This is a genomic window from Paenibacillus etheri (genome assembly GCF_001012825.1).
In the GTDB taxonomy this organism is placed as follows: domain Bacteria; phylum Bacillota; class Bacilli; order Paenibacillales; family Paenibacillaceae; genus Paenibacillus_AQ; species Paenibacillus_AQ etheri.
The window spans coordinates 468,689-481,179 of record NZ_LCZJ02000026.1; the positions used below are offsets into that span (position 1 = coordinate 468,689).

9 protein-coding genes are annotated in these 12,491 nt (G+C 41.8%); 6 read left to right on the plus strand and 3 right to left on the minus strand.

The window, feature by feature from the left end; all coding sequences use genetic code 11:
• The first annotated feature begins 555 nt into the window (after nt 1-555).
• The 6 genes from UQ64_RS17185 (at nt 556) to UQ64_RS17210 (ending at nt 8,915) form a co-directional block, all read left to right on the plus strand.
• Nucleotides 556-1,602 carry a LacI family DNA-binding transcriptional regulator gene (locus tag UQ64_RS17185; RefSeq protein ID WP_042186323.1) on the plus strand — a complete coding sequence of 349 codons (1,047 nt, stop codon included), beginning with the start codon at nt 556-558 and terminating at the stop codon, nt 1,600-1,602.
• A gap of 224 nt (nt 1,603-1,826) precedes the next feature.
• Nucleotides 1,827-2,483: a beta-phosphoglucomutase gene (pgmB, locus tag UQ64_RS17190; protein ID WP_060624666.1), complete on the plus strand. Its 657-nt coding sequence runs from the start codon at nt 1,827-1,829 to the stop codon at nt 2,481-2,483.
• Nucleotides 2,484-2,805: 322 nt separating this feature from the next.
• Nucleotides 2,806-5,124, plus strand: coding sequence for a glycoside hydrolase family 65 protein (locus UQ64_RS17195; RefSeq protein ID WP_060624668.1), 2,319 nt, complete (start codon nt 2,806-2,808; stop codon nt 5,122-5,124).
• Between the two features lie 93 nt (nt 5,125-5,217).
• Nucleotides 5,218-6,900, plus strand: a complete 1,683-nt coding sequence (locus UQ64_RS17200) for a glycoside hydrolase family 13 protein (protein WP_060624669.1) — start codon at nt 5,218-5,220, stop codon at nt 6,898-6,900.
• 144 nt (nt 6,901-7,044) lie between these two features.
• Nucleotides 7,045-7,908 (plus strand): AraC family transcriptional regulator, encoded by an 864-nt coding sequence (locus UQ64_RS17205; protein ID WP_209445820.1) that lies wholly within the window; start codon nt 7,045-7,047, stop codon nt 7,906-7,908.
• 155 nt (nt 7,909-8,063) lie between these two features.
• On the plus strand, nt 8,064-8,915 hold the full coding sequence (locus tag UQ64_RS17210) for a DegV family protein (RefSeq protein ID WP_060624672.1): 852 nt from the start codon (nt 8,064-8,066) through the stop codon (nt 8,913-8,915).
• A gap of 60 nt (nt 8,916-8,975) precedes the next feature.
• On the opposite strand, the gene UQ64_RS17215 is transcribed toward UQ64_RS17210, so the two are convergent.
• The 3 genes from UQ64_RS17215 to UQ64_RS17225 all read right to left on the minus strand — a co-directional run bounded on the left by UQ64_RS17215 (nt 8,976) and on the right by UQ64_RS17225 (nt 12,428).
• The gene (locus tag UQ64_RS17215) at nt 8,976-10,616 is read right to left on the minus strand and encodes a PAS domain-containing sensor histidine kinase (protein WP_060624674.1); all 1,641 of its coding nucleotides are present in this window, start codon (nt 10,614-10,616) and stop codon (nt 8,976-8,978) included.
• 206 nt (nt 10,617-10,822) lie between these two features.
• Nucleotides 10,823-11,515, minus strand: a complete 693-nt coding sequence (locus tag UQ64_RS17220) for an ABC transporter permease (RefSeq protein WP_060624676.1) — start codon at nt 11,513-11,515, stop codon at nt 10,823-10,825.
• Nucleotides 11,508-12,428 (minus strand): ABC transporter ATP-binding protein, encoded by a 921-nt coding sequence (locus tag UQ64_RS17225; RefSeq protein WP_060624679.1) that lies wholly within the window; start codon nt 12,426-12,428, stop codon nt 11,508-11,510. Before UQ64_RS17225 ends, UQ64_RS17220 begins: the two co-directional genes overlap by 8 nt.
• Nucleotides 12,429-12,491: the final 63 nt, after the last annotated feature.

The following is a 12,491-nucleotide window of genomic DNA, read 5'->3' on the forward strand; positions in this document are numbered from 1 at the left end:
CAAACGTTTGCAACTAGCCGTGCACAAACCTAAGTACATAAAATTCTTCTTAAGCAGAACGAACACCGACCCAAATTTACCCAATGTAAACGCTTGCTATATTTTGATTTACATACTAATGCTGTATTTATGGTATTGTCAACCAGTATTTTTATGTATTGAACAAACTCTATTTCTCATAAAAGTAAAAATAAAGAAAAGTAAGCCTGATAATTCCATTAGGATTGATCCGATTTTTTGAAAGTTCTTTAATTCCATTCCACGAATCGAATTTAATTTATACTTTTATCAAGTATTTCACAAAATTTAAGCCACACGTTTGCATTTACGAAATACTCTTTTCGAAGAAATTGGATATCTTTTATACATATTAAGATCAATCTTGCTAAATCATTCATACTTTTTTGGTGAAAACAAACAATTTTACACATAAATTTCTAATACTCTTTCCAAAAGTAGCAATATTGCCCTTCCAAATGACTTTATCTATTTACAATTTAGAACTCTTAGATTAATATTACTGTGTAAAGCAAACGGTTCCATAAGGAGGTTTCTATGACAGTTACCATTAAGGATGTGGCCAAGAAAGCGGGAGTATCTCCCTCCACGGTATCCCGGGTATTGTCCAATCACCCCAGAATCAGCCTGGAAACTTCCCGCAAGGTCAAAGCTATTATGGAAGATATGGGCTATACACCTAACATGATGGCTAAGAGTCTAGTGTCGAAAACTACAAACAGTATCTGCTTCAGTCTTCCTAAACCAGCTGAAGAGCTGTTCTCAAACCTATTTTTTATGGAATTAATCCGGGGGATCGTTACACAAGCTAGCCGTTCCGGCTACGATGTGCTAATTAGCTCAGGAGCAAACGAGAAGGAAGAATTGGAAGCCGTTTCAAGACTTCTAAAGGGTCGTCGAGTAGATGGTGTTATTCTCCTGTACTCTCGTACGGATGATGCTGTTATTGATTTTCTTGAGAGTAACGATTATCCATTCGTGCTGGTAGGCCGAAGTGATCGATATGAGAATATTTTATCTGTCGATAACGATAATGTGATGGCAGCATATGATGCTACAAACCACCTCATTTCGATGGGTCATGAACGTATTGGCTTCGTAAGTGGACCGCCGAATCTAATTGTTTCTCGCGATCGTCTCGCAGGATACCGTAAAGCATTGCTGAATAGCGGTCTTGAAATGCGTGATGAATGGATTGTAGAAGGTGAATTTCTACAGGATAGCGGATATAGAGCGATGTCTTTTTTCATGAATTTGCCTAATCGGCCTACTGCACTAGTTGCAGTGGATGATATGGTATCGTTCGGAATTTTACGCGGATTGAATGAACTGAAATACAAAGTGCCTGACGATCTCGCTATTGTGAGCTTTAACAATATTCCATTATCTGAATTATCCAGTCCTCCAATCAGTAGTATTGATATTGGAATTTACCATCTTGGATACACTGCATCTCAGGTACTTATTCAGAATATCAAGAGTCCGAATCACGATGCTGGTTACACAAACCGATTTGTTATTCCACATCGATTGATCGTGAGAGAGTCATCCATGTACTCTCATGCTAAGAACAAAACCGAATGAATAAGTGAAGCGATCAAACGCTTCATTTATTTTTTGGAAATCTGTACAAACGTTTGCGCTAAATCATTAAAACGTCTTTATTCAGTTCTTTTTAGGGTGAATATTCGAATCTAAGGTTAGGATAAACTTAACTATCTTAAGCAAGCTTATACGATCGAAGTTAAATCCAGATACGATTAGCAACGGATCACGATACTGTCACAACTTTTTAGGAGGTACCAACAATGACTGAAATTAAAGCCTGCTTATTCGATTTGGATGGTGTTATCGTTGACACTGCCAAATACCATTATATCGCATGGAAAGAGCTTGCAGATGGATTGGGATTTCTCTTCACAGAACAAGATAATGAACGCCTTAAAGGAGTCAGCAGAACTGCCTCGCTAAACATTTTGCTGGAAATCGGCGGACTAACTATCGATGAAGAAGAGAAAGCTAAACTTGCGGAACAGAAGAATAATCGTTATGTCGAATATATTGCGAAGATGGATAGCTCAGAGATTTTGCCAGGTGCGCTTGATTTTCTGAAAGAGTGCCGTGAGAATGGCATCAAAGTTGCCCTCGGTTCTGCTAGTAAGAACGCAATGACGATATTAAACAATACCGGATTGACCCCTTACTTTGATGCGATCATCGATGGCACACACACTAGTGCTGCTAAACCTGATCCGGAAGTTTTTCTCTTAGGAGCTAAAGCACTTGGTGCTGATCCTAAAAACTGTGTTGTCTTCGAAGATGCAGAAGCAGGAATTGAAGCTGCGTCACGTGCTGGAATGTTCAGTGTTGGAATTGGTTCACCAGAAACGCTCAAAGCGGCCAACATCGTCGTTCCATCGCTCGCTCATATGAGTGTGTCTCAGCTCAAAGAATCTTTTTCTTAAAGTCTAACGAACATTAATCAACTGAAAGTGTTAATGTGATTCGCCCTGCTGCATCTAAACTACAATCAAATGAACTAAATATTAATCATTAGATTTCTGGTGATGAGGTGGCGGAGAGGAATTTTGGAACTGTAGAAGCGTAGCGTTCGCCTTTATAATCAGATTTCATCCGCAAAACGCGGCTAAAATATAGATATCTGATTATAACAGCGATCGAAAGTCCAAAGATTCCTCGCAGTCGCACTTATACCACCGGAATTTTAATGGAAGAATGATTTGTTCATTATATATCCCCACAACATATTTAAAGGAGCCGGTTATCGTGAAACAATATTTAACAATTGATGAATGGTCCATTATTGAAGAATCCTTTGATCCACAGACACAAGAAATCTCTGAAAGTGTATTTAGCCTTGGCAACGGATTTATGGGTGGTCGAGCTAATTTTGAAGAGCAATATAGTGGAAGTAGCCTGCAAGGCAGCTACATGGCTGGCGTGTACTATCCTGACAAAACACGGGTCGGCTGGTGGAAGAACGGCTATCCTGAATATTTTGCTAAAGTACTGAACAGTACAAACTGGATCGGTATTAACATCGACATTGAAGGAACTCCGTTAGACCTTGCTAAATGCACGGTTTCCGATTTCCGCCGTGTCCTTAACATGAAGGAAGGTACGCTTTCCCGTAGCTTCACTGCTACACTCGAAGGTGGTAAGGAAGTTAAAGTTGAGAGTATCCGTTTCGTCAGCATGACTCGTCAAGAAATCGGTGCTATTCGTTACTCTATCATTCCTGTTAATTTCTCAGGCAAGATTACGATCACTCCTTATCTCGACGGTGATGTAAAGAACAAGGACTCCAACTATGACGAGAAGTTCTGGAATGAAGTTGAGAAGCAAGCAGGCACTGAAGGGGGGCACCTCACCCTTAAGACTAAAAAACTCGATTTCCATGTAACCTCTGATATGGCTTTTGATATCCTTGTCAACGGTGAGAAGGTCAATGCTGAAGCTGAAGCCATTGAACAAGAGAAATATGTAGCTAGCAAAATGAATGTATCCGTACAATCTGGTGATCAAATCGTCATTTATAAATATGTTGCCAACGTTACCTCGCGTAATCATGGTCTTGGACAATTGGTAGATGCCGCTCAAACTGCTCTGCAAGCTGCTAAGGAAGCTGGTTTTGTAACCCTTTTGACAGAACAAATAGAAGCTTGGAGAGAGAAGTGGAAAGAAAGCGACATCATTATTGAAGGTGACGTTTCCGCACAACAAGCGATTCGCTTCAATATTTTCCAGCTAAACCAAACCTACAATGGAGAAGATGACCGTCTGAACATCGGACCTAAAGGCTTTACTGGTGAAAAATACGGTGGCAGCACTTACTGGGATACAGAGGCGTATTGCGTTCCCTTCTATCTCAGTACTGCGGACTCTTCTATTGCTCGCAACCTGTTGATCTACCGTTACAAGCATTTGGAGAAGGCTAAGGAGAATGCTCGCAAGCTTGGTTTCGCAAAAGGCGCATTGTACCCGATGGTTACAATGAACGGCGAAGAATGTCACAATGAGTGGGAAATTACATTTGAAGAAATTCACCGTAACGGTGCCATTGCTTATGCGATTTATAACTATGTGAACTACACTGGAGACAAAGCTTATCTTGGTCAATATGGCCTTGAAGTTCTAGTAGAGATCTCCCGCTTCTGGGAAGAACGTGTTCACTATGCAAATCGTAAAGACAAATACGTGATGCTTGGCGTAACGGGACCTAATGAATACGAAAATAACGTAAATAATAACTGGTACACCAACCGGATGGCTTCATGGACAATGGAATATACCTTAGAAGCCTTGGATTATCTGAAAAAGAACGAGTCCACGCGCTATGCAGAACTAGTTGACAAACTAGGACTCCAAGAGAGCGAAACCGCAAAATGGAATGATATCATTGCCAAAATGTATTATCCTGCGGATGAAGAACTGGGTATCTTCTTGCAGCAAGATGGTTTCCTAGACAAAGAGATTATTCAAGTCAAGGATCTGGCAGCTGAGAACTTGCCACTAAACCAAAAATGGTCTTGGGATCGTATCCTTCGTTCTTGCTTCATTAAACAAGCGGACGTTCTGCAGGGATTATATTTCCTAGGGGACCGTTACGATCTTGATACCAAAAAGCAGAATTTCGACTTTTACGAGCCGATCACTGTTCATGAGTCCTCCCTATCCCCTTGTATCCACTCTATTCTAGCCAGCGAACTAGGATATAAGGATAAGGCTTATGAAATGTACTTGCGTACTTCAAGACTGGATCTTGATAACTATAACAATGATACCGAAGACGGCTTACACAGCACTAGTATGGCCGGTACTTGGATGTCAATCGTACATGGCTTCGGCGGATTACGTGTTCATGATGGCAGACTGGCTCTGAGCCCATCGAACCCAGGTCACTGGACAGCGTACTCTTTCAAAATCATGTTCCGCGGCTCCCGTCTAAAAGTAAGCGTTTCGGACGCACAGGTTACGGTTACGAATGAAACTGATATTCCAGCTTCTATTACTATCTATGACAAAGAATATACCGTGAACGGACTAAGCAGCATCACTGCTGACAGCAATTCCGTCACAGTATAAACCGACACCACATGAGACCCTTGAAGCTAATAGCTTTTTTGGGTCTCTTTATTTTTTTCCTAAATGGATAACTTATATAAGGAGTGATTATTAATGAAAAGAACCTTTTGGAAGGAAGCTGTCGTCTATCAAATCTATCCACGTAGCTTTCAAGATAGTAATGGTGACGGTATTGGTGATCTGCAAGGCATCATTTCACGTCTGGATTATTTGCAGAAGCTCGGTGTCGATGTAGTTTGGTTGTCACCGGTATATAAATCGCCAAATGATGATAATGGTTATGACATCAGCAATTATGAAGATATTATGGATGAATTCGGCACGCTAAAAGACTGGGAGGAACTACTGGCAGGACTGCATGATCGTGGCATTAAGCTAATGATGGATCTTGTAATCAACCACTCTTCTGATGAACATCAATGGTTTGTAGAGTCCCGTTCGTCAAAGGATAATCCGTACCGTGATTACTACATATGGCGTCCAGGTGGACCCAATGGCGAACGCCCGAACAATTGGAGTTCCATCTTCAGCGGTCCGGCTTGGGAACTAGATGAATCAACCGGTGAATACTATCTACATCTGTTCTCACGCAAGCAACCGGATCTCAACTGGGACAATCCAAAGCTTCGCGAGGAATTATACAAGATGGTTACCTTCTGGCTCGACAAAGGTGTGGATGGGTTGCGGATGGACGTAATTAATTTGATTTCTAAAGCGGAAGGGCTACCTTCCTTTCAAATCGAGGGTGAGGCGCCAGAAGAACTTGCTTGGGGTGGCGATTACTTTATGAATGGCCCCCGGGTCCATGAGTTTTTACATGAAATGAACCAAAAGGTCCTTTCGGGCTATGACATTATGACCGTCGGGGAAACGCCAGGGGCTTCGGTAGAGGATGCCGTTCTTTACACAGACGAAGATCGCGAAGAGCTTCAAATGGTATTCCAATTCGAGCATATGGACGTAGATTCCGGCCCAGGAGGCAAATGGGATGTAGCCCCATGGACATTAACCAAGCTGCGAGACATACTTCATAAATGGCAGGTAGGTCTGGCTGACAAGGGTTGGAATAGTCTGTACTTAAACAATCATGACCAGCCGCGTATGGTTTCACGATTTGGTGATGATGGGAAGTACCGCGTAATATCTGCCAAAATGCTCGCTACCTTACTACATACACTTAAAGGTACCCCCTATATTTACCAAGGTGAAGAAATTGGGATGACGAATGTAAAATTCACAACGCTGGAAGATTATCAAGATATTGAAATTCTGAATATGTACCGTGAAAAGGTAACTGAGGGTGGCGCAGATCATGATACGATTCTGAACGCTATCCATGTCAAAGGCCGGGACAATGCCCGTACCCCAATGCAATGGGATGCATCTGCTAATGCTGGATTTTCAGAGGGTGAACCATGGCTCAAAGTGAATCCGATTTACAAGGACATTAATGTGGAGCAAGCATTGGCTGATTCTGATTCAATCTTCTACTACTACCAGGAACTAATTGCTTTACGCAAAAAGAATCCGATTATGGTATATGGAGAATACAAGCTACTGCTGCCTGATCATGAGAACATTTATGCTTATACCAGAACTTTAGAGGATGAACAATGGCTGATCCTGTTGAACTTCAGCGAGGCTCCCCAAAACGTTGATCTCTCCGCTGAGCTGAGCAACGTTACTGATTTAATCATTGGAAATTACCCTGATGAGTCATCAGTACAAGAAATTCTGCGTCCTTTCGAAGCAAGAGTGTATAAATTACAAAGCTGACCCTCTCTACCTTCCTGAGTTATACTATATAGGATGATTCTGTTAAGATCATTCTTCCAGCAGCAACCTGTCATTTAAGAGCAAGGAATAACAGGCTTTGCAAATGGTAGCATGATAGTATGAACTCAAAGGGAGATGGCAGACTTGGAATGGCTTATCCGCATGAAAGAAGCTTTAGATTATATAGAGAGTAAGATGGAGGAAACCTTTAATATAGAAGATATAGCAAAGGTGGCTTATTCCTCCCCTTTCCACTTCCAGCGTATGTTCTACATGCTTACCGGAGTATCAGTCAAAGACTATATCCGTAAACGGAGACTAACTCTGGCGGCACAGGAACTCGCTATTTCTAAAGTTAAGGTGCTAGATGTCGCATTAAAATACGGATATGACTCTCCCGAGTCGTTTGCCAAAGCATTCCGCAAGGCACATGGAATTACTCCTTCTGCCGCGCGGGAGTCAGGGGTTCAGCTCAAAGCTTTCCCTAGACTCTCCTTCCATCTATCACTGAAGGGAGATAAAGAAATGGACTACAGAATTGAGACAAGAGATGCCTTTAATGTTATCGGACTAGTAGAGGAAATGACTACAAAAGATGGGGAGAATTTACGCCGCATCCCCCAGCTGTGGATTGAAGCTAACGAAAATGGTACTTCGGATAAACTGATTGAGATCGGTGTTGATAAGGATATCCTTGGTATTTGTAAAGATTTCAATCATGAAAAAGAAACCTTCTCCTATTGGATCGCTGTCGAAGCCTCTTCAGAGACGGATGCTCAGGGCTTTGCTTCTACGACGATACCAGCTGCGAGTTGGGCTGTATTCACCTCAGTAGGGCCGATGCCGAATGCTATTCAGCAAGCCTGGGCACGGATCTTTCAAGAATGGTTCCCTGCAACAGGCTACGAGCATACTGGGGGACCTGAGTTTGAGTTGTACCTTCCGGGAAGACCTGATGCAGAGGATTATCGCTGCGAGATCTGGATACCGGTTATGAAAAAAAATTAATACTTACTATGACTATTCGGAATCCCGGATAGTCTTTTTTTCTTTCAAAATTTCTACTATTTCATTTTGAGAATCGGCTCAGTCTTGGTATAATAAATAGATTATGTGATTCAATAATGACTATTGTCGTCCGATTATCGGTGAAGGAGAAATTCATGTCTACTGTAAAAATATTTTCAGACAGCACTTCCGATTTGCCTCAAGGCTGGAAGGATACTTATAATATCGGCATCGTTCCCCTTTACGTAGTGTTTGAAGAGGGAACCTACAAAGATGGTGAGGATATCACACCAGAAGAAGTGTATCGCCGTGTAGCCGCAAGCGGAGTATTGCCAAAGACTGCCGCGCCTTCACCAGCTGACTTTATCGCCGCTTTTCATCCGGTAATTAGCAGTGGAGATGATATTGTATATATCAGTCTCTCCTCGTCACTATCCTCTACATATCAGAATGCACTTTTGGCTGCTGGGGAATTCCCTGAGGGTCGTGTACAGGTTATTGATTCACAGACCTTATGTGGAGGCATTGCTCTTCTCGTTATGAAAGCTGTCAGAGCCGCTGAAAAAGGTCACAGTGCTATTGAGATTGCAGCTATGCTGAAGCACAGCCGCGATCTTGTAGAAACAGAATTCGTTGTAGATACGCTTGATTACTTATACATGGGTGGACGCTGTTCAGGTATGCAGAATTTCATCGGTAGTCTGCTCAAAATTCGTCCTGTTCTTAGACTTGTAGACGGCAGCATCGTACCTACTAGTAAAATTCGTGGAAAAAAAGAAAAAGCCGTGGAACAAATGCTCCAGAACGCCTTAGTTAACGTCAATCGGATGGATAAAGAACTGCTCATCGTTGTTCATACCTTAGCGGAAGAAGATGCTCGCTATCTAGAGACAGCGCTACGAGAGAAAACTCAAGTGAATGAGATAGCTATCCTCAATGCAGGTTGTGTTATTGGTAGCCATTGTGGCCCGCATACTGTAGGTCTCATGTATATGCTTCAAGATTAATAATCTCACACAAATCTCCGGCCATTGCTTCGTAAGTCAATGGACCGGAGATTTGTGTGTTTATCCCTCCTGATTTGAAGTTGAATTTAACTCAGCCTCTTCTTTTATGAAGGGTAGCATAAACCGGAACGTTGAACCTGTATTCTCTTCGGTCTCTACAAAGATTGTCCCACCCATCAGCTCAACAAGTTGCTTACAAATAGCCAGTCCCAATCCTGTACCGCCATATTTACGGTTAAATGTCGGGTGCAGCTGTGAGAAGGATTGAAATAATAAATTGAGTTTATTATCGGCAATCCCAACACCTGTATCGCGTACAGAGAATTCCAATAAGTATTCTTTTGAATCCGAAAGTGGAATGTTCTTAATCGATACTGTGACGCTTCCATGTTCTGTGAATTTCAGAGCATTACCTACCAGATTGACAATAATCTGTCGCAAACGGATCGGATCAGCCAGTAACGTTGTTGGAACACTCGTATCCACCCACCACCGCAAAGCCAGCTTCTTCTCTTCGGCTTTAGGCGTAAATAAATCAATGATGTCTGATATCATCTCCCGGAGATCAAATGATTCGAATTGCAGTGGCATTTTACCCGCTTCCATCTTGCTGAAATCAAGGATGTCGTTCAAGATTTGTAATAGCGTGTAACTACTACTTCGTAAAATCTCGACATAATCTCGCTGTTCTTCTCCAAGGTCCGTTTCAAGTAAAAGGTCTGACATCCCAATCATTCCATTCATCGGTGTCCGAATTTCATGACTCATCATCGCTAAGAAATCAGATTTGGCTTGTGCCGCCTGCTCTGCAGATTCCTTAGCGCGAATGATTTCTTTCGCATTCGTGATATCACTAAAAGCAATAACTGCACCTGCAATCATCCCCCCATCCATAAGAGGCGACACCCGATAATTTACAAAGAAGCTGGTTCCATCCTTACGCCAGAAGATCTCATCGTCTTTCCTGCGGATAATTCCATCTGCAATCGTAAGACTGATCTGACAATCAGGGGTTGAATAACGTGAACCATCACCTTGAACTTCATGGATATACTCCATAAGCTTCAGACCCACCAATTCTGTAGGCTGGTAGCCTAGCATATCGGCTCCCTCACGGTTAATAAATAGAGTTCGCCCCATATTATCTAGTACGAATATTCCAGCTGAGACGGAGTTCAGAATAAGGTTCGCTCGCTTATCCTCGACTTCAGCAGTAAAAGTAGGTTTGAAGTTTGACTCCCGTTCTGCCTTCCCAGATAATTTAGCATTAAAAGTATCCGCCAATGCGTGTAGCCACCAATGTAACCCTTCCGAATAATTATGATAGTTGCCGTTATCCACTTGTATGATCGCGAATACCCCAACAATTCCCTCATCTATCGTTATAGGAATAAAGTTCCCCCTCACGGCATTTGCTTTGGGATTGTTCATATCTTGCAACTCAAAGCTAGAGGGATTTCCTTGTAGAGCAGCCTCAAAATCAGCTACATCAACAAGGTATATACTTTTAAGTGCTGTCAGACCTATATCTTGGAACGATGTTTCTACACTGGATTCTAGATAGAACGTACGATTCGTTCCTACGCAGCGACCTTGCCGATCCAAAACAAATATCAAATTAGGATGATGGTCATATAACGATTTATAAGCGCTCTCTTCCGAAAGCAATCGTGTTAGAATGGACGTCCAGTCTTTATCCACAATTCATTTCACCTCAGGCTCTCTCATCCATTATCATTACCCTAAAATTAGCGGAAATCATCTCAAATTTTAAAATATTTTATTTTGACCATTATAGCAAATATACTTTAATCGGTCGCACATAAACACCAAATCCCCCTTTAGAATCCAGCCACGATGTATTGAACATCGCACTGAGATTCTTAAGAGGGATTTCTGTAAATATCTTAGGCTATATCTTTATGGTTAATATTCCGAATCGCCATATAGGCAATACCTGCTCCTATCAAGCCCAGCGAGATCGACACCGCTGCTAAATTACCTAAGCGTGCTTGATCAAATCCACCAGAAATTAAGGAAGTAACCAGGACAGCAGAGACGATGGTGGCCGGTACTGATTTTTTCTTCATTCCAAAGTACAAAGGAATCAGAGCGATACCCGCTGCGTAAAATGCGTTTGCGCCTAACTTGATCAGCTCTGAAGTGATCATAGGAAGGCTTAACTCACCCGGAATAAGCTCTACAAAAGAATTGAATCCTATTAGGATAGCGCCAACCACTATGTCTGACACGATGATGGCAATAAATGTGAAGGCGAACACTATCAATATTTTCGCAGTCATTAGCTTTTTACGTGAAATAGGATACATAAAGAGAAGAGTAATCGTGTTGTTCTTATACTCATCAATCACCAGCTTGCTAATAATAACGGAAGCGAAAATAATATAAGCAGCCTTAACAAAAACGAACACACCCTCAAACATATCTGCATAAGAAGCGAACGATGGTTCACTCTCATTTTGATCAACGAATATAACCATTATCATAAAAGCAAGAATAGCAAGATTGACGATTGCAGCACCAGTGAGAAGAGTTTTAAGCTTATTCTTCCGAATCTCCAAAGATATTAATTTAAGCAACGCCCTCACCCCCAATCAATTGTAAAAAATAATCTTCCAGCGTATGTTGTTTCTTGCTGATGCTTTCAATTTCCACATCTGCTAGCACTAACGCCTTATTCAGATCACGTTGTGAGATTCCACCGTCATATATTCTTACTGTAATATGATCCAGAACTTTGAAATTATTGAGGCCAAGCTTATGCTCCAACACGTACACCGCTTTGCTAATCTCATTTGTAACCACTTCGATATATTCTGTATTTTGGCCGCGAATGGACTCCATGGCTACTTCTTCTACCAGAGCACCCTGCCGGATCACACCGATGGTATCAGCAATCTGCTCGATTTCCCCCAGAATATGACTAGATACAAGTAACGTCATTCCATATTCACGGCTAAGCATCCGGAACACTTCACGCATCTCTTTGATTCCCACAGGATCTAGTCCATTAATTGGCTCATCCAGAATGAGTAGCTCCGGTTTCGTCATAAAGGCTCTGGCAATACCAAGACGTTGCTTCATCCCAAGCGAAAATTGCTTCACTGGCTTTTTATCGATCCCCGTAAGCTTTACTAGCTCCAACGCTTCGCCAATTGCTTGTGGATCATAATAGCCCATGTACTCTCCGTGCAAAATTAGATTTTCTTTGGCTGTCAGTTTATCATAAAACACTGGATATTCAATGATGCAGCCCATCCGCTTCAGCATTTCATAAGAATGGTCTGTCATTTTTTCATTAAAAAAATCAATTTCCCCACTCGTCGGTTTAACGAGGTTCGTGATCATTTTCATGACCGTAGTTTTGCCTGCACCATTAGGTCCAAGAAACCCGTAAATTTCACCTTGTTTAATATTCATATTCACATTGCTAACGGCTTCTTTGCCTTGATAGGTTTTCGTTAAATTTCTTGTCCGGAGTATAGTAGTCATTTCCGCGCTCCTCTTTGTTTTCGTCTCGTCTTCCTTAGTTCTTATTGTACACAGCAGAATTTT